Origin of the sequence: Kitasatospora sp. NPDC028055 (assembly GCF_040637885.1) — a bacterium.
Lineage (GTDB): Bacteria > Actinomycetota > Actinomycetes > Streptomycetales > Streptomycetaceae > Kitasatospora.
This window is the reverse complement of the sequence record NZ_JBEZXE010000028.1, coordinates 57,439-82,586: the sequence shown is the minus strand read 5'-3', so window position 1 is coordinate 82,586 and position 25,148 is coordinate 57,439. Positions and strand designations below refer to the sequence as shown.

At 68.3% G+C, this 25,148-nt stretch carries 22 protein-coding genes and 2 pseudogenes; 17 read left to right on the top strand and 7 right to left on the bottom strand.

Annotated features, from left to right (window positions below):
• Positions 1 to 140: 140 nt before the first annotated feature.
• The 4 genes from AB0F71_RS25180 to AB0F71_RS25165 are packed head-to-tail and all read left to right on the top strand — an operon-like array spanning position 141 to position 2,016.
• Positions 141 to 911: an ABC-three component system protein gene (locus AB0F71_RS25180; protein ID WP_360238283.1), complete on the top strand. Its 771-nt coding sequence runs from the start codon at positions 141 to 143 to the stop codon at positions 909 to 911.
• Positions 847 to 1,119: an ABC-three component system middle component 6 gene (locus AB0F71_RS25175; RefSeq protein WP_360238281.1), complete on the top strand. Its 273-nt coding sequence runs from the start codon at positions 847 to 849 to the stop codon at positions 1,117 to 1,119. The genes AB0F71_RS25180 and AB0F71_RS25175 overlap by 65 nt, the downstream gene beginning before the upstream one ends.
• Positions 1,097 to 1,450 (top strand): hypothetical protein, encoded by a 354-nt coding sequence (locus AB0F71_RS25170; RefSeq protein ID WP_360238279.1) that lies wholly within the window; start codon positions 1,097 to 1,099, stop codon positions 1,448 to 1,450. Before AB0F71_RS25175 ends, AB0F71_RS25170 begins: the two co-directional genes overlap by 23 nt.
• Complete coding sequence (locus AB0F71_RS25165; protein ID WP_360238277.1) at positions 1,399 to 2,016, top strand: DUF2326 domain-containing protein; 618 nt, start codon at positions 1,399 to 1,401, stop codon at positions 2,014 to 2,016. The genes AB0F71_RS25170 and AB0F71_RS25165 overlap by 52 nt, the downstream gene beginning before the upstream one ends.
• 534 nt (positions 2,017 to 2,550) lie before the next feature.
• Here AB0F71_RS25165 and AB0F71_RS25160 read toward each other — a convergent pair.
• The 4 genes from AB0F71_RS25160 to AB0F71_RS25145 all read right to left on the bottom strand — a co-directional run bounded on the left by AB0F71_RS25160 (position 2,551) and on the right by AB0F71_RS25145 (position 7,840).
• Positions 2,551 to 3,321, bottom strand: a complete 771-nt coding sequence (locus AB0F71_RS25160; protein WP_360238275.1) for a hypothetical protein — start codon at positions 3,319 to 3,321, stop codon at positions 2,551 to 2,553.
• Positions 3,322 to 3,368: 47 nt separating this feature from the next.
• Positions 3,369 to 5,435, bottom strand: coding sequence for a hypothetical protein (locus tag AB0F71_RS25155; protein WP_360238273.1), 2,067 nt, complete (start codon positions 5,433 to 5,435; stop codon positions 3,369 to 3,371).
• A complete protein-coding gene (locus AB0F71_RS25150) occupies positions 5,432 to 5,863 on the bottom strand; it encodes a hypothetical protein (RefSeq protein WP_360238271.1) in 432 nt (143 codons plus the stop codon). Before AB0F71_RS25150 ends, AB0F71_RS25155 begins: the two co-directional genes overlap by 4 nt.
• 552 nt (positions 5,864 to 6,415) lie before the next feature.
• Entirely contained in the window at positions 6,416 to 7,840 is a 1,425-nt protein-coding gene (locus AB0F71_RS25145) for a hypothetical protein (protein WP_360238269.1), read from the bottom strand.
• Positions 7,841 to 8,435: 595 nt separating this feature from the next.
• Between AB0F71_RS25145 and AB0F71_RS25140 the strand changes: the two genes are divergently transcribed.
• Positions 8,436 to 9,293, top strand: a complete 858-nt coding sequence (locus AB0F71_RS25140) for a helix-turn-helix domain-containing protein (RefSeq protein ID WP_360238267.1) — start codon at positions 8,436 to 8,438, stop codon at positions 9,291 to 9,293.
• Positions 9,294 to 9,319: 26 nt separating this feature from the next.
• Here AB0F71_RS25140 and AB0F71_RS25135 read toward each other — a convergent pair whose 3' ends face one another.
• A complete protein-coding gene (locus AB0F71_RS25135) occupies positions 9,320 to 10,453 on the bottom strand; it encodes a Fic family protein (protein WP_360238265.1) in 1,134 nt (377 codons plus the stop codon).
• 14 nt (positions 10,454 to 10,467) lie between these two features.
• Here AB0F71_RS25135 and AB0F71_RS25130 point away from each other — a divergent pair, with 14 nt between their 5' ends.
• The 9 genes and pseudogenes from AB0F71_RS25130 (at position 10,468) to AB0F71_RS25090 (ending at position 20,064) form a co-directional block, all read left to right on the top strand.
• A complete protein-coding gene (locus tag AB0F71_RS25130; RefSeq protein WP_360238263.1) occupies positions 10,468 to 10,890 on the top strand; it encodes a hypothetical protein in 423 nt (140 codons plus the stop codon).
• Between the two features lie 422 nt (positions 10,891 to 11,312).
• Positions 11,313 to 11,783: a tyrosine-type recombinase/integrase gene (locus tag AB0F71_RS25125; protein WP_360238261.1), complete on the top strand. Its 471-nt coding sequence runs from the start codon at positions 11,313 to 11,315 to the stop codon at positions 11,781 to 11,783.
• 1,030 nt (positions 11,784 to 12,813) lie between these two features.
• Positions 12,814 to 13,938, top strand: a complete 1,125-nt coding sequence (locus AB0F71_RS25120; protein ID WP_360238259.1) for a tyrosine-type recombinase/integrase — start codon at positions 12,814 to 12,816, stop codon at positions 13,936 to 13,938.
• Positions 13,939 to 15,309: 1,371 nt separating this feature from the next.
• On the top strand, positions 15,310 to 15,786 hold the full coding sequence (locus tag AB0F71_RS25115) for a DUF5994 family protein (protein ID WP_046386302.1): 477 nt from the start codon (positions 15,310 to 15,312) through the stop codon (positions 15,784 to 15,786).
• Positions 15,787 to 16,048: 262 nt separating this feature from the next.
• Positions 16,049 to 16,399, top strand: a pseudogene (locus tag AB0F71_RS25110) (PRC-barrel domain-containing protein).
• A 31-nt stretch (positions 16,400 to 16,430) separates the two neighbouring features.
• A complete protein-coding gene (locus AB0F71_RS25105) occupies positions 16,431 to 16,598 on the top strand; it encodes a DUF2207 domain-containing protein (RefSeq protein ID WP_143685857.1) in 168 nt (55 codons plus the stop codon).
• Positions 16,599 to 17,153: 555 nt separating this feature from the next.
• The gene (locus AB0F71_RS25100; RefSeq protein ID WP_360238334.1) at positions 17,154 to 19,022 is read left to right on the top strand and encodes an APC family permease; all 1,869 of its coding nucleotides are present in this window, start codon (positions 17,154 to 17,156) and stop codon (positions 19,020 to 19,022) included.
• A 246-nt stretch (positions 19,023 to 19,268) separates the two neighbouring features.
• Positions 19,269 to 19,760 carry a DUF5994 family protein gene (locus AB0F71_RS25095; protein ID WP_360238257.1) on the top strand — a complete coding sequence of 164 codons (492 nt, stop codon included), beginning with the start codon at positions 19,269 to 19,271 and terminating at the stop codon, positions 19,758 to 19,760.
• Between the two features lie 55 nt (positions 19,761 to 19,815).
• On the top strand, positions 19,816 to 20,064 hold the full coding sequence (locus AB0F71_RS25090) for a hypothetical protein (protein ID WP_360238255.1): 249 nt from the start codon (positions 19,816 to 19,818) through the stop codon (positions 20,062 to 20,064).
• 322 nt (positions 20,065 to 20,386) lie between these two features.
• On the opposite strand, the gene AB0F71_RS25085 is transcribed toward AB0F71_RS25090, so the two are convergent.
• Positions 20,387 to 20,593, bottom strand: a complete 207-nt coding sequence (locus tag AB0F71_RS25085; protein WP_360238253.1) for a hypothetical protein — start codon at positions 20,591 to 20,593, stop codon at positions 20,387 to 20,389.
• A gap of 728 nt (positions 20,594 to 21,321) precedes the next feature.
• On the opposite strand from AB0F71_RS25085, the gene AB0F71_RS25080 reads away from it, so the two are divergent.
• The 3 genes and pseudogenes from AB0F71_RS25080 (at position 21,322) to AB0F71_RS25070 (ending at position 24,030) form a co-directional block, all read left to right on the top strand.
• Entirely contained in the window at positions 21,322 to 21,603 is a 282-nt protein-coding gene (locus AB0F71_RS25080) for a MerR family transcriptional regulator (RefSeq protein ID WP_360238332.1), read from the top strand.
• A gap of 608 nt (positions 21,604 to 22,211) precedes the next feature.
• Positions 22,212 to 23,243 (top strand): YihY/virulence factor BrkB family protein, encoded by a 1,032-nt coding sequence (locus AB0F71_RS25075; protein WP_360238251.1) that lies wholly within the window; start codon positions 22,212 to 22,214, stop codon positions 23,241 to 23,243.
• A gap of 112 nt (positions 23,244 to 23,355) precedes the next feature.
• Positions 23,356 to 24,030 (top strand): annotated as a pseudogene (locus AB0F71_RS25070) (transposase).
• A 226-nt stretch (positions 24,031 to 24,256) separates the two neighbouring features.
• Here the strand turns inward: AB0F71_RS25070 and AB0F71_RS25065 are convergent.
• Positions 24,257 to 25,000, bottom strand: coding sequence for a DUF6083 domain-containing protein (locus AB0F71_RS25065; protein ID WP_360238249.1), 744 nt, complete (start codon positions 24,998 to 25,000; stop codon positions 24,257 to 24,259).
• Positions 25,001 to 25,148: the final 148 nt, after the last annotated feature.

Here is a 25,148-nt window from a genome sequence, read left to right as displayed (position 1 = left end):
TTTGAAGTTCCTCGACCTCATGGCCGACCTCGACGGCGCCGCCTTCGAGACCTTCTTCCAAAAGGTCATGCAGGCGGTACCCGGGATTCCTGGCCGTACGGACGCACGGCAACGTGGGCGATCAGGGTTCAGATGGGCTGATGCTGAACAGCAACCGGCTCTACGCCTGCTACGGCCCGCAAACAGTGAGCGCGAAGGACATCAAGAAGAAGTTCAAGGACGACCTCGCAAGCGCACGCAGACAGCGCTCCGGCCAGTTCACCACGTTCGTCTTCGTACACAACGACCGGCGCGGCGTGCATCCGGAGGTGGCGACTCTTGTCGCTACCGCCCGCAACGACCACCCCGATTTGCGTTTCGAGGAGCTGGGCAGCCGGGCGCTGTGGCAGGAGCTGATGCAGCTCGACGTCGTCGTTGCCGAGGACGTGCTCGCGTGTGAGATCCCGGTCAGACCGATGGCCTACGGCGTCGGACTGGAGGACCTCGTCCCCCTGCTGAACCACCTCACCCAGCTGCGCGCCCAGGCCGATCCACTCATGGAACTTCCACAAGTGCACGCGGACAAGCTCAGCTACAACCAGCTCGACTCAGAATCGCGTGAAAGCCTCAAACTCGGCCTGCGAAGCGTCCACCTGGTAGGGGCCTTCTACGCTGGCGGGATCCGCGAGCTGGAACAGGACGAGGTCGCGCGTGGCTTCCGCATCTACTACGAGCAGGTTCGCCAGGAGTGCGCCGACCCGGAGGACGTGCTGTGGCAGCTTGAGATGTACGTGATCGGCAACGCCGCCCAGCCACCCAGCCGCCATCGCGCGGCATGGGTCGTGCTGGCGCACTTCTTCTTCCGCTGTGACATCTTCGAGGCGCCACCGGCAGGCTGGAGCCCGGCCGAACTCACAGGGGCAATCCGGTGATCACTCCGACCAGCTCAACGAACCCAGAACCGTCAATCAGACGTGGGCACGGCTCAAGGCCTGGCGCGAGGAGAAGGATCACAACTCGCCGCTGTCGTTCAGCTGGTTCGTCCTGGCCCTGGACGTGCTGTACGGAATGGGCGTGGTCGAGCTGCGCCACGACCTGCTCGTCGCGAGGAGTGCACATGCTGCGCCGGCTGAGCGCTGACGACGCCCGGTTCAAGACGGTAGTGTTCGCTCCGGGCCTGAACCTCGTCCTCGCGGACAGGACCAACACCTCGGCGACGACCGACAGCCGCAACAGCGCCGGCAAGTCGAGCATCATCGAGCTCGTCCACTTCCTGCTCGGTGCGCGTGCTGATGCCCGCAGCCCCTTCGCCAAGCGTCCCCTGAAGTCGATCACGTTCCAGCTTGACCTCGACTGGCCAGGCATCACCCAGCCGCTGACGGTGCGTGGAACCAGCTCATCGACCGCAACCTGTTCGGCATGGGGCCGGACCACCCCGGGGTCAGCGGCCGCACCCTCCTCTCGTACCTAGCGCGCCGGGTGTCGTCACACGGCTTCAACGAGGCTGGCCGGACCCACTCCAAGCAGTCCGCGGCCGACGCCACGACCAACCTCGCCTTCTTGCTCGGACTCGATTGGCGCCTGGCTGATGGCTACCGACAACTGGCCGCACGCGAGGCGACCCGCAGGCAGCTTCGCCAGGCCGTGAACGACGCCTTCCTCGCCATCGAAGCGACCCGTAACCAGATCAGCGTCACACCGCGCATCGACAGCGACGGAAGCCGCGGCATCGGCAACATGGTGATCTTCTGCTTCGACCTCACTCTGGCCGTCATCGCCCACCGCCACAGACGAGGACCCGACTTCCTCATCCACGACAGCCACCTCTACGACGGCGTCGACGCGCGCCAGGTAAAGGCCGCACTTGAACTCGCCATCCAGGTCGCCGGCGAAGAGAACATGCAGTACATCGTCACCCTCAACACCGACGACCTCGACAAGGCGACCAGGCTCGGATTCGACTCCGCCCCCTACGTGAACACCACGGTCCTCACGGACGAGCACGCGGCCGGCGGCCTGTTCGGTTTCCGCTTCTGACCGCCCGAACACACCTCCCAAGCGGTCGTCGCGAGCGCGGCAGGGGGACCCGAATGCTCTCCACCCGACTATTAACCTGTCCACATTCATTCGAGCGATGATGGAGAGCCGTAGCGGGCAGTATCTGGTCGGTGCCACCCGCCGGCCGACGAACGCCGTAGTCGGTGCCCCGCTCGGCCAGGGCGCCCCTTTCCTCAGCCGATGCCGACCCGTCACCGTGACGGGGTTGGTGGTTCGCGCTCGCCAATGAGTTTGCCGACCTCTCGTACGCGATGGTGCTTGCGGGCCTCTCGCACAGGAGCGCCGGGTGTTGTCAGTCGAGGCTTCGCCGCCGGGCTGACCGCGCAGACGGATCCGGAGGCTTCTTGGGAGGCCGGTGGCCATGAGCGCGGAACTCGGTCTCGTCGGGGTGCCGCCTGACCCGGACGGCCCTCCAGGCTGTGTCGAAGTCGATCTGTCCGCCGGCCGCCCGTGTGAGGCGCCAGGCGCACCAGCTGGTTCGCGGGGCAAGCACCCAGCGCAGGACGGTGGTTCTCATCCTGCCGGTTCCGACAGGCCAGATCCCTCCGCCGGGTCGGCCGGGCCAGGTGGCTCGAGGAGCGCGTCGAGACCGTCCGCGAGGTCGCGGTGGCCTGCTTTGCGCATGTAGTCGGAGGTGAAGGCGAGGAGCATGCGCCGCTGGTGCAGCTGCTCGAAGCGGGAGAAGAACGTGCGCAGGATCTCCAGGAACTGAAGGTCGGCCGGACCGGTGGCCGGAGCCCGGGCGGTCGCCAGCAGTTGCGACAGGTTGGTCAGGGCCTTGATGAAGTTGGTCCTGGCGCTCTCGTCGGTCAACTTGAAGTCCTTGAGGTGCTCCGCCCAGGTTCCCGTGCCGGGCATGGTCAGGGCGGCGGCCAGGATCGCCGGATCGGCGAGTGCGTGAGCACGGGCTCTGGCCGCCTGGAGGAAGACGGTGTCCTCCAGTGCCTGGCTGCGGCGGGCGCGCATCAGTACGGCGGTGGCCTCGGTGGCCGTGGGGTCCAGGACCGCGGTGATCTGCGCCTGCAGGATGACGTCAGGGTGCCCGGGCAGCGGGCGGCAACCGGCCAGGTGCTCGGCCAACGCATCCTGGGCGCCTGGCAGGTCGGCCGGGTCCAGCCGGGCGGCGGCATCCACGGCGGCGCGGCGGAGCGTGGTGCGGACCAGCCGCGCGAGGCCCGCCGTGTCGTGGCCCGGCAACTGGTCGGGGTAGGTGGTGGCGGTGATCTCGGCGGTGAAAGCGATGTCCGGGTACTGGGTGGGCAGGACGGCCGGGAATGCGGTCACCGCGCGCCGTAGTTCCCGCCGCTGTGCGCGGGTCGGCTGGTCACTTCTCACGACGGCTCTGGTCGGGCGGCGGGGAAGCGGCGGCTGATCAGGCGCCGACGGAACTCGCGCATGGCCTTCGACTCGGTGTTGACCTCGCGGCCGATGACGACGGCGGCAACCGGGTCTAGGCTGATGCGGCCGCTGACGACCCGCTCGATGAGCTCGAGGACTTGGTCGGCCGGCAGGGGTCCGTCGATGCTGGCCTCGGCCCAAGCAGTGAGGCTGCTCTCGCAGGTGCGTGCGAGTGACGAGTCGGGCAGGGTGGCATTCCAGGCCGCGACGATCTCGTCGGTGACGGACTCGTCATGGCGGGCTGCGGCGAACAGGAGCTCCGTGGGATTCGGGTCGGTGGTCAGGTCCGCCAAGGCGAGGAAAGCGCGCCGGCCGGCGCGCGAGCGGCCGGCCCTGGCGGGGCTGCTGCTGTCCGGCGGTCCGATCCAGTCGTTGACCGCCGCCCAGGTCACAGCGAGCTTGCCGTGCTCGCTCACCAGGGCGCGAATGGCCTGTCCGGCCTCCTCGTTGGCCTGGTCCTCCACGTCGCGAGCGAGGACGTGGCGGAGGCGTACCAGGGCCTGGCCAGGAAACTGCTCGGCGAAGGCACCCTGGCACACCAGTGCGGCGACCCTGGCGACCTCTTGGTCCCGGCTCGGTGCCCAATTCTCGCGCAGCTGTTTGCGCACTCCCGCGCCGAGGACAGGGTGCCGGGCGGCGGAGGACAGCATGAGGGCGGCGGCGCTACCACGGCTGAGTGCGGCGGGGGCGCCGCCGCCCCGGGTCGTGGGGCTGGGCAGCACGCTGCTGTCGTTGTACTCGGCCGCCAGCTTCGCCAGCAGGTCGGCGATGGTGCCGAGCCGGTCGGCCCCGATCTCGCCCGTGGCTGTGATCCGTGCGATCCACTGCCTGATGTGGCTCTGGGTGTTGGCGAGTTCGGTCCAGATGTGTTTGAGGACCGCGTAGCCGTAGCCGGGCCGGTGAGTGAAGGTGACCTTGTTGTCGCTGACGTTGGCTCCTGCCTCACGCAGGCGGCTCCCCAGGTCCAGGCCCGACAATGCGTCGCGCACGCTGTTGTTGTCCGAGTCCCCAAGCAGGTCGCGGGCCGCCTGGTGCACCTGAGAGGGACTGGCGCCTTCGAGGAGTACCGCGGCCAGGAGCAGTGCGCGATCTTCCGGGCGTTCGACGGTCCGGCCGAAGAAGCCTGTGATGTAGTCCTTCCAGCCGGTGAACCGTTCGACGGCCGCTGAGAGCTTCTCCTCGCTTTCTACCGCGTCGGCGAGCAGCCGGGCGAGTTCGGCAGCGTCGGCCGGATGCATGCCCTTGGTTACGAGATGGGCGAGGTCCTGCTCGTGCTCCTGGGGCTCATGTCCGGGCTGCAACCGCTCGAGGAGTTCCGGGCGGCGGTGGTACAGCCCAAGGTGCGATCTCACCAGGTCCAGAGGGGCCGGCGGCCGTGCCCGCACAAGCACCGCGGATTCAGGGCCCATGGTGGGCCAGCCGTCACGGCCTGCGATCACGACCAGGCAGGAACCGACCTGCGCGAGACGGCGACCGTAGTCGCCCAGCTTCGAGGGCATCTCCTTCGGCCAGTCGGCGATCTCGGCAGAGACGTCCAGCAAGTACCCACAGTTCTCTTCGATCGGGAGCAGGCTGGTGTCCGGCGGATCCCAGTCCGGTGTGATCTGCCACAGCCGCAGCGAGGGTCTTCCTTCGCTGCGGCGCGGCTTCTCCAGCAGGACCAGGGACCGGACGGCGATGGCATAACGCCCGTCGCCGCCGTCTCCGCCAACGACCGCCAGACCGCCTTCGCGCAGGAGCACATCACGGGTCTGCTCTGCGGCGAGCACCTCCGTGCCGTCGCGGCTCGTCCTGACCCATGCCTGCCGCACCGCAGAGATCACCGACGGATCGACGGGGTGAACCGGAAGCAGTTCCTTTTCATGGATGTTGACCACGGCGAGCACGCTGGCCCCGCTGGCGGCCTGGGCCTGGACGATCACCGACCGGTGATTGCCGTCGGCGCGCTGGACTCCGGGCGTGCCAGGGCCCGGCTCCTTCAAGGGCTGTTCCACCGTCACCGCTTAGGCCAAGTTGAGGCAGCGATGGAACCTTGCCCCGTGCTCACGTTGCCGCTTGCCTGGATGACGACGCTGCCGGTGTTGCCGTTCGCGTTCATCACGGAGCCCGTTGTCCTGCCTCCGTCCCCCAGCTCGACGAGCAGCTGCTCCAGTTCCTCAACCGCGTCGGGGTTGCGTTGCAGACAGGCTCCAAGCTGCCAGAAGCACTGTGCCCGGAGCGCATCGTGTGCTCCGTCGCCGTCCGGGCCCTTCTCCGCGGCAGCATCGAGGTCCGCCAGCTGCCGCTCCGCGGCCTCGGGTTCATGACGCGTCAGGAAGCGAGCGATCCGCTCCTTGACCAGACCCCACCCGGACCGTGCCACCTCCACGGCCAGCGCCTCGGACGCCCGTGTCGCCAGGTCCATCACGTCGATTTCGGCAGCACCCATGTCTCACCTCTCGTCCGGCCTCACGCGATGGGCCGCGCCACGAAAGGATGCGAACGGAATGTGACGCCGCACAAGCCGATCGTGCACATCGACCGGATCCCGCCCTCCCGGAGCGCCGACCTGCCGCCGGCGCGTCCCCGCCGTCGTTCGAATCCTGTGCACGGCAGGTATGTCGACGCATACACAGTCTTCGACCACGGGCAGGCCCGTGCTGTTCGACTGCCGGAAGCCCGACCACGGCACGAGGCAGCGGCCCCAGAGTGGCGCGAATCCAGGGTCGGGCTGAGAAGACCTGCCCTGCCGCCCGCTCCCCGGATGACAGCGGCTGTCCCACCGACCCCAGAGCCTCGATCGCTCTGAATCGCGCAACTCCCGCCAAGGACAAGGTGCGCCGGGCAGGCTGTTGCCCGCTGGCAGGCAGCCGTGCTGGAAGCCAGCGGGCTTGCGCTGGTCCGGCCATGAGGCCCACTGTCACACCAGTCACAGGAGTGTGACCACCTGTGGACCGACGGCTCGGCCGCCCTTCCGGCCCACAGGTGGCGGTGGCCCCGGTCAGCGGCGGAAGCCGCGGTGGGGGTCGCGCGCCTCGACGTTGTCGAACGACTCGAACCACGCTGCCGGGCGCAGGTCTCCGATGCCGAGTCGACGGTTCGCGTCGTCGTCAGGGTCCTCGATCCCGTCGAAGCGGGGGCTGTAGAGCATCAGCACGTCGGCGTCCTGGAAGAACAGGTCCTTGCAGGTGTCGAAGTCGTAGTCGTCGTCGTGGACGGGGAGCTTACGGTGCAGGCTCTCCTCATTGTCCTCGACCTCGTCGAGGTAACTCGGTGCCTCCCGGAGGGCCAGGTGGAGGGCCAGTTCCTCAGCGGTGCACGTCGGTTCGGGCCAGCGGCCGTGTTCGAGGTCGTCGGTCAGGTCGTCCAGGGCCCTGGCCATGCGGCGGCGCCACTGCAGGTCGCAGCCGTGGGTGAGCTTGGGCAACCGGGCGAAGAACTCCCAGTCGCCCTTGTCCTCGACCGTGACGGGCTCGTCCCCAAATGCCTCCGCGTCGTCGTATGCCTGGTCGGCCAGGCCGCACAGCGCGCTGTGCAGGAGGTCAGCGGTACGCGGGGTGAGCCGCCAGGCGCAGTCGTCGCACTCCTCGTCGTCGCAGTCATGCTCGGTCGCCGCGAACAGCGCTGCGAAGTCCGGGACTTCCCCCCATTCTGTGCTGATGGTCCGGCCTTTGGCCTCCTGGGTGGAGAGTCGCCAGCCAGCGCCGAACTCAGCGGTCACGGGCTTGGGGCTCCAGTCGGCGACCTCGTCCCCGTCCTCGGCCCGCAGCCGGTGGCCGGTGCTCTGGTCGGTGACGTTGTCGGCGCCGTCGATCACCTCGTCGCGACTGCTGAGGCACATGACCGCGCCGACTACGTCGTTCGGGTCGTCGTCATCCAGTTCCTCCGCCGGCAACGGCGCCCAGCCTTGCGCCGCAGCCGTCCTCACCAGCAATTCGGGGTCGTAAACGTGGTACTCGCGCAGTGTAACGATCTGCACGACCGGGCCCGCAAGCTCGCGAAGGCGCGCGTCGTACGGCGTTCGGACTTCCCGTTCCTGGTGCCCACCGTCGTCGGCCTCGTCTCCCGCGCCCTGCGCGGTGTCCTCGGACAGCCCGCGCCAGTCGATGAGCGATCCGGCAACCGCGGGCCAGGTCCGAGCGAGCGCGTGCGTGACGGCCTGCCGGAGGGAGGCGGCCGGAGCGTCCGGAAGCTGCGCGCAGAGTTGCTCCATCGACACCGCCCGCCAGGTCTTTGGGGCGGAGGTGAGCGCCTTCCGCAGCAACTGGGCTGCTCGGTGCGCGAGATCGCTGTCGCGGCAGGTCAGTACAGCCTGGAGCGAGGTGGGTCCGGTGGCGTGGCTGACGAGGGCCATGACCCGGCTCTTGCTGGATGTGTGTTCGCAGAAGAAGTCTTCTGGAACCGCGTTGACCTGGTGGTCGGGCATGCGGAAAGCTCCGATGTAGGAAGGCGCACAGCACGGCAAGCGTGCGCTGACGTTGGAGTTCCGCTGGTGGGCACGCTGCGAACGTTCCCCCGGACGGCGATGAAGTCGGTGAGCCCGTAGCTGGTTCCGCCGGTGCTACCGGCGGTCCGGACCAGGTGCTACCGCCACTGTACCTGGGCGCCCGGTGGAAGCGCCCCGGCACACGGGCGCACCGTCCGGTCACACGGGCACGTGAGTAGTTACGGAGGGCCGTTCCGATCAAGTCAGCTTTGGTTCCGCCAGGTTGAGAGGCCGTAGGCAATGGGGCTTCGAACAGGTGTGGTGGCACGGCAAGAGGCCACTGCGGAGCGATCGCAGCGCCATCCACGTCAACCACCCATCGACCACAGAACGTGACCGCTCAGCCAGTGCGTCATGGGCAGGTACACCACTGACCACTCCACGACCAGCCACGAATAGGGTTCGCTGGAGAACGAGCCAACAGGAACCATGAGCGGGCGCCCTCATGCATATGCCGACCAAGCTCGGTCAGCCCCGGACAGCAGCATTGCGTGGCGGGAACGATACATCCTCTGACAACTACGGAGGGCTGCCCATGGACGGCGCAGGAACGCCGATCGAGCGCATGCACAGACTGGATCACCTGAGCCCCTTGGAGGCCGCGAAGGCGTGGGGTGTCCCCAAACCGGCGTTGAAGAACGCGGCGGAGCAGATCCGCCAGATCCGGGCCGGAACAGACCGTTCACTCGCCAGTGACAGGCCGCGCTGTCCCGAACCGGTCGCTTCGTTCTACGGCTTCCCCTGCAAGGTCCCGGTCGAGTCCGGGATGGACGTCTGCTACCAGCACCGCCGGGTGAAGGCCAACCCGGGTACGGATGTGACCTCTTACGCTCTGGCCGCTGTGCAGGCCCACGCCAGCTGGGAGGAACTGCGCGAGAGCACTCGGAGCCTGGACAAAGGCGCGCTGCAGAGCGAACGACTGCGCCTCTTCAAGGCGTTCGAAGCCAAGGCTCCGATGACCGAGGAGGACTATCGGCTCGCCTCCCTGCTGCTACCCTCCGACGATCCGGCCACACAAGCCCGCCGCGCCCTGGGCCTGCCCGGGCCCAACGACGGAATCGGCGACGGAGCTCGCCTGCGTGGACTCGGCGTACTACTCGCCGCCGCAGAGGCGGCCGCGCTCAACCTGCCCACCGGGCTGCCCCAGCACACGCCCACAGGTTGCTCGAGCGACGACAAGCCCAAGAGCGACGAACCCCTGCTGCACTCCGTCACGGAAGCCGCGAAACGCCTCGGCGTCGGCGTCGCCTGGCTGCGTTCGGAATCCGCCGCCGGTCGAGTCCCACACCGGCAGATCGGCAGCCATCGAATGTTCAGCGAGGACGACCTCGCGCAGATCGTGAAGGACGCGTACCGGCCGAGCAGCGGGAAGACCCGAGGCCGACGCTGGTGAGATCGAGCGTCCCCGCACCTGCCGGATCACGCGTAGGGGTCGCGCAGTGGCCTGGGCGCACGAACCCCGCGCGTGATCTCATCGGGCAGGTCGGGGCCAGCGGTGTAGTAGCGGCCCTGGGCCTCGCCTTTGGCGGCGAGCCAGCCGGCGCGGACGAGTTCGCGGATGTCGCGTTGGGCCTGCTGTTCGCTGAGCTCGGCGTCGGCCTGGTAGGTGGCGCGGCGCAGGCGGTTGCCCATGGCCGCGGGGTAGAGGGCGTAGAGCATGCGGTCGGGCCAGCCGTGTTGCTCGACGGCTTCGTCGAGGGCGGTCCAGACCTCGCGGGTGGTGTTCACCTGGCGCTCGACGCTCTGGGCCTGCTGGTGGTGGGCGCGCAGGCAGAACCGGATCCAGGGCAGGGTGTCGCGGTCGGGGGTCCAGACCGGGCCGCCGACGTCGGCGAGAATGTCGTAGTAGCGGTAGGTGTTGCGGGCCCGGCCGAGCCATTCCTCGATGCTGGAGAATTCCGGCGCCATGATCCCTTCGCGGGCCAGGACAAGGGTGTGCAGGGCGCGGGACATCCGCCCGTTGCCGTCCGACCACGGGTGGATCGACACCAGATTCAGGTGCGCCATCGATGCGCGCACCAGACCCGGTGCGTCGAGGTCTCCCTCGTTCAGCCACTCGACCAGCTCGCCGGTCAGGCCCGCCAGCTGTTGGGCATCAGGGGCGGTGTAGGCAGCGATGGTCGGGTCTTCGGCGGAGGTGACGTACACCGGCCCGGTACGCCACCAGCCGGGCCGTTTGATCAGGTGGTGGCCCTGCATCATGAAGTGCAGTGCGTTGAGCAGGCCCTTGCTGTAGGCGAAGTCGTCGCCCGCGTCGGCGAGGCGCTGGATGTAGGTCATCGCCTGCCGATAACCCTCGATCTCGGCCGTGACGGTGTCGTTCGCATCGATCGGCGCCTCGCCGACCATGATGTCCTCGACGTCCGAGACGCTCGCCGCGTAGCCCTCGATCGTGTTCGAGCCGGCGATCGCCCGCGCCGTGAGGTTACGGCGCAGCTGCCTCTCCCAGCGACGTGGGGTACGCAGGTGAAGACGCAACCGGTCCCGCATCTCGTCGATCTCCGCGAGGACGGACTGGTCGATGTCCTGCAGCGAGGGCACACGGTAGAGCATGACGCAATGACACCATGACGGCATCAAGCAAGCAAGGAGAATCGGCGCAATCATGGTGCATGAGTGCTTCAACGCATTCCTGGAAATCAGCCACCCCGGACCCGTTCAGCGAGATCACCACCGCCGACCTTCCGGCCCCTCCGAGCGGCCTGCGCTCGCAATACCGCATTTCGCCGCTCACCAGCCGCCGCTCGCTGGCCTCCCAGGCCACCCCGGCCCAGACACAGGCCTGGGCCGGCATCCTGGCAGGGGCCGTCCACAATGGGCTCGACCCGACATTGATCACCCAATGGCTGACCATCCTGGCCGACGCCACCGGCAGCCCTGTCCTCCCGTCCCTGGCCTCCATGCCGTTGGGTGACTACGTCAATCCCCGCCTCCCGGTCATCCTGACCGGCCTGAAAACCACCACGCACGCTCCATACCTCGCCGGCTGACACCTGCGGATCGAGCCTGAGCTCGGACGGCTCCCCCTTCGCCTGATCACCACCGCTCTCATCACTGCGGCAGTTTTCGGCTGGATCGCCGATGGCTGCAGCCGCTCCACGATGAAGAACACCCTCGCCATGCTCTCTCTCGCATCTTCGAGCACGCCATAGTGGACGGCATCCTCGAACACAACCCCGCCCACATCACCGGCTGGCAGCGCGAATACCAGCAAGCCGAAGACGAACTGCGGGATCCCCCGCTCCCTCGCCCCGCGCGACTGGGACGCCCTCACCGAACTCGCCGATGCCCTGGTCGCGGCCTCATACAACCGCTATCGCGGATGGGGTGATGTCGTCGTCCACAGCGCCTGCACTGCCACCCGGATCGGCGAGGTCTCCGGAGTCCGGGCCCGCGACGTCGATACCGACAAGTGGCTCCTGACCTGCCGCCGACAGACCACCCCGCTCCCGGCGGCCTGGTCGACAAGCGCACCAAGGGTAGGGTCGCCCGCCTCATCCCGATCATCGAACCGTTGCGCCCGCTCATCATCAGGCGGATACAAGCGGCGCGAGGCGATCCGGATGCCCGCCTCTACACCGGCCCGCGCTGCGCTCGCATCAGCACCGCAGTCCTGCGCGACGCCACCCACTGGGACGACGTAACCCGGGACCTCGGCTACGAACACCTGCGTCGCCACGACCTGCGCCACACCGGCCTTACCTGGACGGCCGACGTCGGCATCCTTCCGCACATCCTCATGGAAATCGCGGGACACCGGCTCATCACCACCACTCAGCGCTACTTCCACCCCGACGTGCTCCGGATCCTGGAAGCCGGCCAATCCCTCACCCATCACCTCGAGAAGCTCCAACGCGACGGCCAGATCACCCGCCGCTGGTAACACACCGTTACTGCCATCGCCTCGAAATGGCCGCTGACAAGCCGCTCCGAGGCTGCCCGAGTCACTCCGCGGCAAGCAGAAGGCGCCAGAAGGGCCTTAGAAATGACCCGATATGAACCAGTTTGACCTACTTGACCCGCGGCCGGCGCACTTCACCTAGATTCGAAGAACAACCCGCATACGAGCCGCTGGAGCAACGGGTGGCGACGCACCAGCGGCCAAGCCTGGGGACCATCTTGGGACCCGCCCAGGACCAAAAACGGGCCCCGAAAACCAGTAAGAGCGGGCCCTTGGTTTCCCAAGTACCCGCTCTCACAAGCGACTTCACAGTCGGGACGACAGGATTTGAACCTGCGACCCCTTGACCCCCAGTCAAGTACTTCAAGTAGTGTCGCCAGCCAGGACCTTAAGGTCCTGGCTCCTCTGCTTCTCAACTGCCTTGCTCTCAATGGGCGTTGGAGGTATCAGACATGCCCGACCGATCGAAGGGGATCGTGCGGAGTGAGGCACCGTCAGCGTTCACTTCGTGCACAAGCGTCCGTTATCGCCCATGGGCGCTCATTGGCGCTCGTCGCGCGTGGTCCCAAAGTGGTCCCCAAGCGGTCCCCAGGGCTCCGGTCGCGGCGAGTGACACCAATCTGGCGGGCCTTCAGCAACCGCGGGTCGAAGCACCCCACGATCCACCAGCAACGCCACCGGCCAGCGGGTTCGCAGAGGGCGAATCAAGGTCGACTACCCATCGGCTACGGATGGTGATCTTCCAGGCGGTGTGTCGTCTTGAGCGTGTCATCGCCGATTGGTTCTGACGTGCCTCGCGCCCCCTCCCACACGCTCTGCCGCCACGCCCGACAGGGCAGCGACTCTTGGTCCCGGGATCACCCAATCCGAGAGAGGGAAGCTCATGGGACAGCGTGCGCAGCGGGGCCGGGTTTACCGGCGGTGTGGCTGCTCGGACGGGCACGGGAAGCAGTTGGGTCCGTGGTGTGTGCGGTTGTTGGAGGAGGCGGATCACGGGAGGTGGACGTACTGCGTGGACCTGGCCAGGGAGGACGGGAAGCGCAGGACTCGCCGTCGGGGCGGTTTCGCCTCCCGGGCGGAGGCGGTGCGGGAGATGAAGGCGGTGCTGGACGGTGAGCTGCGCGGGGTCTACGAGGACCGCCGCACCACCGTGGCGAGCTTCCTGCGGGAGTGGCTGGCGGCGAAGAAGGAGGTGCTCGCGCCGAACACCTACGCCGGCTACGCGGACTGCGTCGAGCGGGACCTGATCCCCGCCTTCGGCCACTACCGGCTCCCCGACCTGCGCCCCAAGCAGATCGACGCCTGGGTCACCGCCCAGCAGAAGGCCGGCCGCGGCCGGGTCACCGTCTACCGGGTTGTTTCCACGCTGCGCAACGCCCTGAACCACGCGGTGCGCACGTGGCGGCTGCGGTACAACCCGGCCAAGCACTCCGTTCCGCCCAGGCCCCGTGCCGTCGAGCGCACCTGCTGGACGCCGGACGAGGCGGCGGCGTTCCTGCGCCACAACTCGGAGCACTACGCCGACCGGCTGAGCGACTTGTTCGAGGTCATGCTCGGCACCGGCATGCGCCGCGGCGAGATCCTCGCCCTGCACTGGTCCGACGTCCACCTCATGGACCGCAAGCTCTACGTCCGCTGGACCCTCGCCGCCGTCAACAACAACGGCATCCTCTTCCGCGAGCCCAAGACCGAGGCCAGCCGCGCCTGGATCAGCCTCTCCCCCAGGGCCATGGCCGCCCTCCACCGCCAGGCCGCCCTCCAGATGGCCGCCCACCCCGAAGGACGTCTGGAGGGCCTCGTCTTCGCCAAACCGGACGGCTCCCCGCTTCGCCCGCAGTGGGTCCTCGACCAGCTCCGCAAGCGCACCGCCGAAGCCGGCCTCCCCAGGATCGGCCTGCACGACCTGAGGCACACCGCGGCCAGCATCATGATCGCCGCCGACATCCCCGTCGCCGTCGTCTCCAAGACGATGCGCCACTCCACCCTCGCCATCACCATCAACCTCTACGGCCACCTCCTCAAGGACTCCGCCGACGAAGCCGTCAAGGCGCTCTCCGCCGCCCTCGACCACGCGGACGCCCAGGCAGCCCGCCAGACGGACCCCGCCGTCGGTCGCAACTTCGGACAGGCGGCGTGAGCAGGACGGGACCCACCAGTGCGCCGGGCAGCGTAGACATGAGCTGCCCGGCGGTGTCTGGGGCACGGGATCGACCGATCTCCCGTCGTCTACCAGGTCAGGGGCAGTTGCACGGGGATTCCGGAGGTCGTCTCCACTCGCGCGACCAGGTCGGTCGGGATCGGCACATCGAGCCGTACTGTGGCCGGTGTGTAGAGGTCCGTCTCGATCTCAGGTGTCGTGAGGGACACGAGGAGGTCGTAGGAGGCTGGCTGGCCGACGCGGTCGGATCTGTTGTGGGACTTCCACCAACCACCGGTCGGGTAGACCGCCAGGGCTCCGCAGTCGGCGAGTCCGGCCGCGGTGCCGCGCCAGATGTCGGCGGGCAGGGAGCCGCGGTTGCGGTTCTCGGCGCCGACGAGCCAGGCCTTGTCACCCTCGAACTTTCCGGGGTGGTCATTCCGTCGTCCTCGGCCTGTGCGTCCTTCTCGATCCGTGTTTCGAAGTCGGCCAGGTTCTCCACGCCCTTGATCGCGAACCGCAGCCGGTGGGACGCGTAGGTGTGCTGGCCGAGGACGCCCTGCCGGCCGGGATGCCCGCAGAGCAGTCGCCGCCGGACGCCGGTAGAGGCGGTCCTCCACCGAACCATGACACGCGGCCCCGCCGCAGAAAAAGGCCGTTCCCCGCATCGCTGCGGGGAACGGCCTTCCGGCCTGCATGAGCGTAACGCCGACCGGGGCAGCAGGATCTGAATCTGTGCCCCTTCCCCCCATTCACCCTGTGATCTTTCCCGCCGAAAAGGCGGACAATTTTTCGATCACGAGTCGCAGAGCCAGGGATCCTGCCTCAGTGATCTGCATATTCGCCTCCTCGCGATCGTCCTACCGGTAACTTCTTCCGGTACTTTCCAGGATACTCCTTACTGCGAGAATTCGATCCCACCATGCACATAAGTTAATTTTTGAAAATTCCTCCGCTTGGCGTTTGACCAGAAATTCCACTCGAGAGATTTCCTGCGCCTCACCCCACGCAGTCACAGGATCCACCCTGGCCGAGGTGTCGCAGGGTGAGGGCCGGTGCCACGCCGGGACAGGGAAGTGCCGGTGAGTCGTACGCCGATCCGCGTGGGCCCAGGCGATGAAGTCGGCCGACGGAGAGGACCGCTACGGGCAGACCGGGGTGCGTGGCGGAGTTCGAGACGAAGGTCGACCAGCGGCGACCCATCGACCACCCCTGCTCACCCCGCCCATCGACCACCCCTGCTCACCCCGGAGGGCGGGGCTGCGGCCGGAGTACGGTGGAAGAGCGCACCGTCCACGAGCTGCAGACTTCTGCGGCGCCCTGGCGGTAGCACGAGGCCGTCCACGAACGAGCCGAGGCAGGTGTCTCGACATGACCGCGACCCCCGATCCCGCCGCCACCCAGCCACCTGGGCCAGGGCCGACGGTCCGCCTGTCACTGACACCCGAGGGCGCCACGCGCGGCCGGCTGGACGGAGCATGGTGGCCGCGCTCGCACGATCTCCTGCGCGAGCTGCCCCCGCTGGCGGCAGCACTGGACCCCACGTGGGGGAAGGTCACCCGTGTCACCGTGAATCCGACGCACTGGCCGGTCATCCCCCGACGCGTCCAGGTCGCAGGCCACGTCATCCACGTCGGGTGGTTCGAACAGGAGCAGGACGCGGACGAGGTGATCGTGTGCTCCTTCACCCCTCTGCGCCTGGAGCTCCTGGTGATTCCCCCCGAGGCCGAAGCCTCCGCCGCCGAGTGGCTGATGACAGCGGCGTCCGACCCGGCCAACACCCGCACCGGCACCGACCTCCTGACAGCCGCGGGCGCGCCGACCGCAGACCCGCGGGCAGACGGGTGACTCCGTTCACCAACGGACACACCACACCGACCATCGTCGGCCCCGGCCCTCCTCCCCCGGCCGGCTGCGGGCTGCTCCGGCTACTTGCGTGACCACTCGGTCCCGGCCTGGGGCTCGCCGACCATGTGCTGCCCCTCCCAGACCCGGACCCTGATCGCCGACCGGTGGCCGTACCGAGTCGCCCTGCCGGCACACCGGGCAGATGGCGGCGGCACACGCCGGAGGGAGAATGGGAAGTGCCCACCGACATCGGAGGTTGCCGATGTTCGAAGCGGCTGACATCCGGGAATGGCGCGGCCCTCGACGCGGTGGATGCCGACCGCCACAAGATCGGCACGCTGGAACCCGTCTACGTCGACACCGCGACGGATCGGCCGGCGTTCGCCACCGTCACGGTCGGGCTGCCCACACGCCGCCGCCTGGTCTTTGTTCCTCTCGCCGACGCGCGGGTCGGCCCGGGCTATCTGCAGGGTCTGGCCCAGGAGCCAGGTCAAGACGGCGCGGGGATCGGCATCGACGGCGTACTGCCGGCCGAGCACGAGGCGGCGATCTTCGCCCACTACAAGCTGGACTACGCGCCGGGACGAGCGGTGAACGCCGCCTGGCACTCTGATACCCGCGCACGCATCGAAGGAGCCCGAACGATGGCATTGGTGCTGTTCCTGATCATCCTGGCGATCGTGCTCGGCATCGTCGGCGTGGCCATCCACGGCCTGATCTACCTGCTGTTCATCGGCATTGCCGTACTGATCATCGCCGTGGCCATTTCCGCTGTCCGGTTCCGGCACGGCGGCCGCTCCTCCAACCGCTGAGACCCGCCGGTAGTCCGCCAGTACGGGGAACCGCTTCGCAGTAGGTGCCTGCGACACGCCGAGTCGGGGCCGCCGGTCCAGAACCGGGTGAGGCGAGCGAGGCACAGCCCTGCGCTCCGAGCACGAGACAGCCTGCGTGCGCCTTGCCCCCGGCAGGGGACGCCATGCGTAACACTGTGTGCCGTGTCGGATACGAGTCGAGGTGGCGAGGGCGGCGCACCGAGCCCCGACGCCCTGCTGTCGGCGCTCGATGCGGAGCAACTCGGGGTGTTGCGCCGGGTGGGGCTTGAGTGGGGTCGGGTTGCCGGGGATCCGCAGGCATGGCGGCATGCGCTGCCGGTGGATCCGGATCTCGGTCGTTATCCCGCTCCTTCGGAGATCCGGCCGGTCCGCTTCGGTCGTTTCGTGCGGGTCGCCGCGGTTGGCGGAGGACCGCCTGCGGTTGAGGCGACCAGCGAGGACACACGGACGTCCCGGCTCGGCCGGGTCGGTACCGGGGTCCGGCACGTGTTGCTCGGGGCTCCGCTGAGGAGCACCGCGATCGCGCATGAGCGGATGCGCAAGCTGGTGGCGTTGCCGGTGCTCTCCGCCGACGCGCTCTCCTCGGTCGCGTACGGGCCCGAGGCGATGCTGGGCGTCCTCGTCCTGGCTGGTGCTGCGGGTTTGCGGTACTCGGTGCCGATCGCCGTGACGATCGTGTTCCTGATGCTCGCGGTCGGGGTGTCGTACCGTCAGACGATCCGGGCGTATCCGCACGGCGGCGGTTCGTACATCGTCGCCACCGCCAACTTCGGCCGCGTTCCCGGGTTGGCGGCCGCTGCCGGACTGATGACCGACTACATTCTCACGGTCGCGGTCTCGATCGCCTCCGGCATGGCGGCGATCACCTCCGCGATCCCCTCGCTCCAAGGCGATGTCGTGCCGATCGGCGTCGCCGTGATCGCTGTGCTGCTCGCCGGGAACCTGCGCGGTGTGCGGCAGGCGGGTGCGCTGTTCGCCGCACCGACGTACGCCTTCGTGATCGCGGTCCTGGCACTCGTCGCCGTGGGTCTGTCCGACGCGGCCGGCCGCGGTTTCCACCCGGCGGCGACACCACAGCTGACCGCGACCGAGGGCGTCAGCCTGCTTATGGTCCTGCGTGCCTTCGCCTCGGGTTCGACGGCGATGACAGGCATCGAGGCGATCTCCAACGCGGTGCCGGCCTTCCAGCCGACCGAGTGGCGCAATGCCCGCACGACACTGACCTGGATGGTCGGCCTGCTCGTCGCACTGTTCGCCGGCACGGTCACACTCGTCCACCTCGACGGCATCGTCCCGAACTCACGGGAGACGGTCCTGTCGCAGCTCGCCCATCGCACCTTCGGCTCGGGCTTCGGCTACGTGTTCACCCAGGCCTCCACCGCCGCGATCCTGCTCCTCGCGGCCAACACCGCCTACAACGACTTCCCCCGCGTCCTGTTCCTGCTGGCCCGTGACAGCCAGGCACCGCGGATCTTCCTGCGACTGGGCGACCGTCTGGCTTTCAGCAACGGGATCATCCTGCTCTCGGTCGCCGCGGCCGCGATCTACGCGGCGTTCGGCGGCAAGACCGGCCCTCTGATCCCGCTCTATGCCGTCGGCGTCTTCCTCGCCTTCACTCTGTCGCAGGCCGGCATGGTCGTTCACTGGTGGCGCCTGCGCGACCGCCACTGGCGCAAGAGCCTGGCCTTCAATGCCACCGGCGCCCTGCTCTCGGCGGTCGTCCTCATCACCGCCGGCATGACCAAGTTCACCGAGGGCGCCTGGTTCGCCGTGCTCACGGTGGGACTGTTCGTCCTGGTGACGACAAGGATCCGGCACCATTACGACACGGTCGGCGCGGCGACCGCCCTGCATCCGCATGCCGTCGAAGTCCCCAGCCGTACGGTCGCACCGCCGAGTTCGGAGGGGCGCACGGCACGAGGCACCGCGCGGACATCGGGCACCGCGACCGGAGCAACGTTCGAGACCACGGCTGAAGCCGAGAGCGAGGAGACTCCCGAGGAGATCCACCCCCTGTCGATCGTGCCGATCGCCACCCTGGACCAGGCCGGCATGCGGGCCCTCGCCTACGCCGCCTCGCTCCAGCAGCCGGTCCTCGCGCTCCACATCAGTTCCAGCGCGGACGAGGCCCAACGCTTCCGCGCGTACTGGAACCTGTGGGGCGACCACCTACCCCTGAAGATCGTCCTCTCCCCCTATCGCGCGATCGTCGCACCGCTGGTCAACTACATCGAGTCGCTGCACCACCAGCGCCCGGACCTGACCCTGACCGTCATCCTCCCGGAGATCGTCGTACAGCACTGGCGCCACCGCCTCCTGCACAACCGGCTCGCGGCCAGGCTACGGAGAGCGCTGCGCCCCCTGCCGAAGGTCGTCGTCACGACCGTCCCGTTCCACGTGTAGGACAGCGGCGGCACCGACAAACCCGACGCGTCAAAACGGGGCGGTCGTACGAGCGACGACGCGACCCTGTTCCTGATCGAGTGGCGCTGAGACGCCCGCACCCCCGCCGCGGCTCTCCCGAGCGGCCGGATCGGTCCGGCGCGGGCGGAGTACCGTGAAGATGTCGGGGCGGCCCGAGCCGCCGCGCCCTGAGGGGTGGGTCTCGCTCAGCGGGCTCAGCCCGCGTCCACGGACAGGTGGCGAGCCATGTCGGACGAAACCGGTGCTTCGCACCGCGGGCTTCTGCCGGACCGGTTCCGGCAGGCCGCGCAGCCGGGGACGGTCCTGCTGCGTCTGGAGACCACCCAGTCACGCGAAGGTGCACTCGACGGCGCGTGGTGGCCACATTCACGGGACATCAGCGCCGAACTTCCCGGCCTGGTCCGCGCGTTGACCGAACACCTCGGCCCCATCGCGAGCGTCGGCCTGGACACGGAAGCCTGGGACGACGTCCCGGCCCGCCTGGTCGTCGACGGCCGGTCGGTGCACATCGACCGGTACCCGGTCGGCGACGACACCGTGATCATCACGCGGGGCGACCGCGATCACTTCAGCCTGCTCGTCGTCCCCCCGCAGGCGAGCCAGGAAGCGGCCCTGGCCGCAATGGCCCGCGCGGTCGAGGCCGACGGAACCGACTCCGCGCGGCAGATCCTCATCGCCGCCGGCACCGGTCCCGAGCCACCGGCCGAAGCGTCCTGAGGGACGGCCTCGTGGGCCGGAGTCCTCGGGCAGACAGGAAAGGCGGGACGCAGAGATGTCCGTCTACGTGAAACTCTCGGCCGACGCCCGGGCACCGGCGGAGCCGTCGAAGGGGCCGCTGGACCTGCAGTACGAGGACGACACGGACAACGGCGTCACCTTCGAGTACGACCTGCACCCGAGCGGCGCGCTGCGCGTCCTGCGGGTCTTCCAGGACACGCCGCACCGGATCGAGGCGTGCTTCAGCCCCGGAGCGTGGCTCCAGGTCGCGGGCACCTACCTGCGAAGCGGCTCCGAGTACTGACGGCGATCCGTTCAGAGCGAACCGCAGGCCGTCGGCGGCGGTTGCCCGGCTGTCAGCGGTGCGCGGATCGGCCCCCGTGCCGGAACCGGACGGCGGAGCACGACCTCTCCTCGCCGACCCTCCCCGCGGCTACGCGCCTTTGTTCGGCCGCACCGACCTCGCCACCGCGGCTTGACCCGGACCGGGCAAATGGCCGTCATCGGTACCGTGCGTCGCCCAACGGGCAGCACCGCGCATTCGCAGCGGCCACCACGCCAGGTGCAGGGTCGACCTGAACGCCTGGTCGGGCAGGGTCGCGAGTGCGTTCTGGTGGGAGTCACCTCTACCCGTGGACGCTGGATGGGAGGGCGGTGTCGAGGGCGTCGCGCAGGGCGTACAGGTCGGCGATGGTGGCCAGTTCGGCGAAGCGGGCCAGCAGCCGGCGGACGGTTCGGTCGTCGCCGTCGTGCACGGCCTCGATGATCGCCTCGATCAGGTCCGCCTGTCCGTCCCGGGCCGACTCCGGTACTGCGGGCACCAGCTCTTCCATTCCCGCCTCCCTGCGCGGTGTCGCTGGGTCCTTCTGCCGCTGCGCGGCGGCGGCTCGGGGGGTCGCCGCCGCCGCGCAGCGGCAGATTACCTCACACCCGAATGCCGCAAAATCTATACTCGCCGGAGTAGACATTCCTTACGGGCGGGTCTAACGTTTCTCTCGTAGACAGGAGTCGGCGATACCGGCCAGACACGAACTGGCCGACGTTGTTGGACAGAAGTTCGCAGGACGGTCCGGCAGTGGAGTCCCGAAGCCAGACAGATGACAGGACGGCGACGGGGCTGACTGCCGGACCGGGCGGCCCGCAGGTATCAGGGGCCGCCACCAGCGGTACCTAGCCCTACGCAATTCAGTGAGAGCAGTACCAGCAGTACCAGCAGTACGAAAGTGACAGTTCAGTACAGAGGATGAATGGAGGGCGCAAGCGCCATCAGGATCGCCCGGCCCGTGAACACTCACCCGGGCGGACACCGCAGACCCCAACGCAAGGACGGTGGTTTCCGGTCACGCATACGCGATCCCCGCACACCCCCCGAGGGCAGTGCGGAAGTAACAGGACCGGCCAACGCTGGTAGATGGTGTTGTTACCCTTCGGGGCCCCGGAGCCGACACGGCCCCGGGGCCCCTCGACGCGTTCTCCCCAGAACCAGAGAGGTGCAGTGACTACAACGACCAGCCCCGACACACCCGACAAACTCGACGACGACGACTACCCCGCCTACACCATGGGCCGCGCCGCCGAGATGACCGGCACCACCCCCGGCTTCCTACGAGCCCTCGGCGAACACCGCCTCATCACCCCACTGCGCTCCGACGGCGGCCACCGCCGCTACTCCCGCTACCAACTACGCATCGCCATGCGCGCCCGCGACCTCGTCAACCAGGGCACCCCCATCGAAGCCGCCTGCCGCATCATCATCCTCGAAGACCAACTCGAAGAAGCCCTACGCCTCAACGAACAGCTCCGCCACACCCAACACCACCAGGAGCCCACCACGGACACCTGACCCGCCCGGCAACCTGGCCACAGCTCCTTCCAGCCCTACGGCCGCGCCGCAGCTGGCTCGGGCCCCGGAGCCCTCGCACCGGGACCCCCGGATGTGCGGGGTTGCGCCGTCCGTTCCAGCGCGGTGTGCCCACGGGTGGCCGGTGCGGCAGCTTCCCACTCAAAGCCGGCCTTCCAGCACGGATCCAGGACCCGCCGATGGCCTCACCGTCCGCGCGCTGAGAGCACCCGGACGCCGTCGCCTTCGCCATCGAGCCGGACACGTTCACCGACCCGGCTGGGCAGGCCACGCACCGAAGCATCCGTGCATCCCCGTCCACGCACGTGTACCCGCCGTTCCAGCTCGGCCGGTTCCCCGCCGGGCGGCCAGCGGTGAGACGATGAAGAAGCGGCTACCGTGCCGCCGGCCATCGCACCTCGAAACGAGGGATGATCATGGCCAAGGTCCTTCTGGTGCTGCTGTGCCTGGTCCTGCCGTTCCTGGCAGTGCTGATCAGGACGGCCCGAGCATGAAGGCGCTCCGGCCTTCCTCCTCCAGCTGTGCGGCAGGTGGTCAAGGACTGAGGCCCCGCCCCAAACACAGGCACTCCACACGCCGGGTTGGCACCCATGTCACGACACGAGAACGAACACCGGCACACAAGCACAGCTGACGAGACCAGGGCCGCCACCCGTGGCGCCGGCCCCGCCGAGAGCCCGACCGACCTGCCCCAAAGGTCGTGGTGGGGCGTCCTGAAACGCACCACCAAGCAGTTCAAGGCCGACAGCCTCAGCGACGCCGCAGCCGCGCTCACCTACCACGGCCTGCTGGCGATCTTCCCCGCCCTGCTCGCGCTGGTGTCGATCCTGGGGCTGATCGGCAGCTCCGCCACCAAGCCGCTGCTCGATCACATCCGCAACCTCGGCCCCGGATCCGCCCGCCAGATCCTCACCACCGTCGTGCAGCAACTCCAGAACGCCCAGGGCAAGGCAGGCATCGCACTGGCCATCGGGATCGCACTCGCCCTGTGGTCCGCCTCCGGCTACGTCGCGGCCTTCATGCGCGCCGCCAACAACGTCTACGGCATCGACGAAGGCCGCCCGCCCTGGAAGACCCTGCCCACCCGGCTAGCCCTGACCATCGTCCTCGTCGTGCTCCTCGCCCTGACCGCCACCGGTGTCGTCTTCACCGGCACACTGGCCACCAAGACCGGGAAGATCCTCGGAGTCAGCGACAACGCCGTACAGGTCTGGGGCATCGCCAAATGGCCCGTCCTCATCATCATCGTCATCGCGATGGTCACCCTGCTCTACTGGGCCGCTCCCAACGCCAAACGACCCAAGCTGCGCTGGATCCTGCCCGGAAGCCTGGTCGCCGTGGCCCTGTGGATCATTGCATCCGGCGCGTTCGCCCTCTACGTCGCCAACTTCAGCAGCCTCAACAGCACCTACGGCAGCATCGGAGCCGTGATCCTCTTCCTCCTCTGGCTGTGGGTCTCCAACCTCGCGATCCTGCTGGGCCTCGAGTTCAACTTCGAGCTGGAACGCGGACGCGCGATAGAAGCCGGTCACCCACCCGAGGAAGAGCCCCACCCCGAACCCCGCGACACCCGCAAACCACCGCCCGACACCCCACACCATCACGACAGACCCAGTCGCTGAGTGTCTGACGCTGTCGGGGATCTTGCTCCGGTTCGGCACCACGCAGGGAGTCACCCGCCACCGTCGTGAGCTGCCTTCGCGCCGCATCAACGATGCTCGCGGTGCTGTTCTCGTGCCGGTGGGGTCTGTACGGTCTTCGGGAGCGTGTCCGAAAGATCGTGTCGACGCGCTGTGGGTGAAGATCCGCTCCGGCGCGGTGAGTTCGAAGCCCGTCTACGTGGCGGTCGGGGTCGACATGGACGGCCGCAAGGACGTGCTGGGCCTGTGGGTGGGCGCCGAGGGCGAGGGCGCCAGCACGTGGATGGCGGTGCTGTCGGAACTGCGTAACCGGGGCAGCGAGGACGCGTGCATCGTCTGATGCGACGGCCTGAAGGGGCTGCCGGAGGCGGTGACCGCCACCTAGCCCCGGGCAACCCACAGGCAGACGTGCGTAATTCACTTGATTCGCGCCTCGCCGCGGCTGTCCTCGGCCAGGGACCACGCCACGCTGGTGCCGGCCCTGCGGGCGATCTACACCGCGCCGACCGAGCAGGCCGCCGAGCAGGCCCTGAACGAGCTTGCCGCCTCCGACCTGGGCGAACGCTACCCGGCCGTGGTCCGCACCTCGCGGGCGGCCTGGAGCGAGTTCACGCCCTACCTCGCGTTCCCGCCCGCGATAAGGAGGGTTGTGTACTCGACGAGAACTCCCCCAAAAGACACACTCCGCCGTCCGTCGAGAAGACGATGTACAGCTCGTCGGCGGCAGCGGGCCGCATCGAACGCAGCAGACGCAGATGATCCGCGGTGAGCGGCCAGCGCCCGCGGGCCGGGGTGTCGTCGAAGATCCCGGGCCGGATCGAGCTCGCCGAACATGCGGGAGTGGTGGGTGTCGGCCTGTCCTGGTGAGCTTCGCAGTTTGGCCAGCAGCTCGGGGCCGATGCGCCACCGGCCCGCCGCGCGCATGCTTCCAACTGCCGAAAGGGCACCTCACGACTCAACCGGCCCCACCCACCTGACACAAACACTGACCCACATCAACTGCCTCCGGCACGGGGGTGCGGCACGGGGGGTGTGTCCGGGCCGGCGCCGGGGAGGTCGGTCCAGCGCCAGTCGTTCCGGGTTGCGAGTCGTCGCAGTTGGCCTTCGTTTTTCGGGGTGCGCGGAATCAGCCAGGTTCCGCCGGCGCGCTCGCCCATGCGATTGAGGGCGACGTAGATCGGATTGGTCAGCTCACCGGGGTCGGCGGCCTGGAGCTGGAGCCAGTCGTCCCACCGCGATACCTCCACAAGCGTGCTATCGCGATCGTCGACCTCGTTCTCGGTGAAGAGCGCGCCCTCCTGCTCCGCGGCCGGGGAGATGCCGTACTCATTGGGGGCGAGGTTCAACGGCGTGTCCTCTCCGGCAGCGATCCGGTAGCTGCGACCCCGAACCCCGAGCATCCGTCGCACTTCGTCGAGTTCGGGCTCCAAGGTGCCAACCCTGGCAGGACACACGGCGTAGTGGATCACTCGGCACCGCCCCGCCTTCCGGCCGGGACGCACCAGTCCTTCGTCGTCCTCATGCCAGGCGACCCTGGCCGGCACGCGATAGCTGGGCAGATCCTTGGGCTGCAGGGGGATCCACTTGCCTCCGGTGGACATCCTCCACTCGACCGTGGTCAAGCACTCCTTGCAGCGCGAGTAGGGAGTGTAGTTCTCTCCTACGGGCTTGCCGATCGCGCTGGCCCAGGTCTCCAGGGCCTGCCTGCGGGCGTCGCCACCGTCATCACTTCTGGCCATTTCCGACACCCCACGTTTCTGACGTTTGATCAAAAGCGCGTCAGCAGAAGGATAAGCGACCGTTGCGACAATATGGAGATATCGCGCACAGACCGGCGACGCCCTTCGCGTCCGGCGGGTAGCCATCGAACGCGCAACTGCCGGGTTG

Coding starts and splice junctions, on each gene's coding strand:
- AB0F71_RS25140 (WP_360238267.1), top strand. CDS start 8,436: ATGGACGGCGCAGGAACGCCGATCGAGCGCATGCACAGACTGGATCAC.
- AB0F71_RS25080 (WP_360238332.1), top strand. CDS start 21,322: ATGGGCCGCGCCGCCGAGATGACCGGCACCACCCCCGGCTTCCTACGA.
- AB0F71_RS25090 (WP_360238255.1), top strand. CDS start 19,816: ATGTCCGTCTACGTGAAACTCTCGGCCGACGCCCGGGCACCGGCGGAG.
- AB0F71_RS25165 (WP_360238277.1), top strand. CDS start 1,399: ATGGGGCCGGACCACCCCGGGGTCAGCGGCCGCACCCTCCTCTCGTAC.
- AB0F71_RS25150 (WP_360238271.1), bottom strand. CDS start 5,863: ATGGGTGCTGCCGAAATCGACGTGATGGACCTGGCGACACGGGCGTCC.
- AB0F71_RS25095 (WP_360238257.1), top strand. CDS start 19,269: ATGTCGGACGAAACCGGTGCTTCGCACCGCGGGCTTCTGCCGGACCGG.
- AB0F71_RS25085 (WP_360238253.1), bottom strand. CDS start 20,593: ATGGAAGAGCTGGTGCCCGCAGTACCGGAGTCGGCCCGGGACGGACAG.
- AB0F71_RS25135 (WP_360238265.1), bottom strand. CDS start 10,453: ATGCTCTACCGTGTGCCCTCGCTGCAGGACATCGACCAGTCCGTCCTC.
- AB0F71_RS25130 (WP_360238263.1), top strand. CDS start 10,468: ATGACGGCATCAAGCAAGCAAGGAGAATCGGCGCAATCATGGTGCATG.
- AB0F71_RS25100 (WP_360238334.1), top strand. CDS start 17,154: ATGCGCAAGCTGGTGGCGTTGCCGGTGCTCTCCGCCGACGCGCTCTCC.
- AB0F71_RS25115 (WP_046386302.1), top strand. CDS start 15,310: ATGACCGCGACCCCCGATCCCGCCGCCACCCAGCCACCTGGGCCAGGG.
- AB0F71_RS25075 (WP_360238251.1), top strand. CDS start 22,212: ATGTCACGACACGAGAACGAACACCGGCACACAAGCACAGCTGACGAG.
- AB0F71_RS25105 (WP_143685857.1), top strand. CDS start 16,431: ATGGCATTGGTGCTGTTCCTGATCATCCTGGCGATCGTGCTCGGCATC.
- AB0F71_RS25180 (WP_360238283.1), top strand. CDS start 141: ATGCTGAACAGCAACCGGCTCTACGCCTGCTACGGCCCGCAAACAGTG.
- AB0F71_RS25170 (WP_360238279.1), top strand. CDS start 1,097: ATGCTGCGCCGGCTGAGCGCTGACGACGCCCGGTTCAAGACGGTAGTG.
- AB0F71_RS25065 (WP_360238249.1), bottom strand. CDS start 25,000: ATGGCCAGAAGTGATGACGGTGGCGACGCCCGCAGGCAGGCCCTGGAG.
- AB0F71_RS25145 (WP_360238269.1), bottom strand. CDS start 7,840: ATGCCCGACCACCAGGTCAACGCGGTTCCAGAAGACTTCTTCTGCGAA.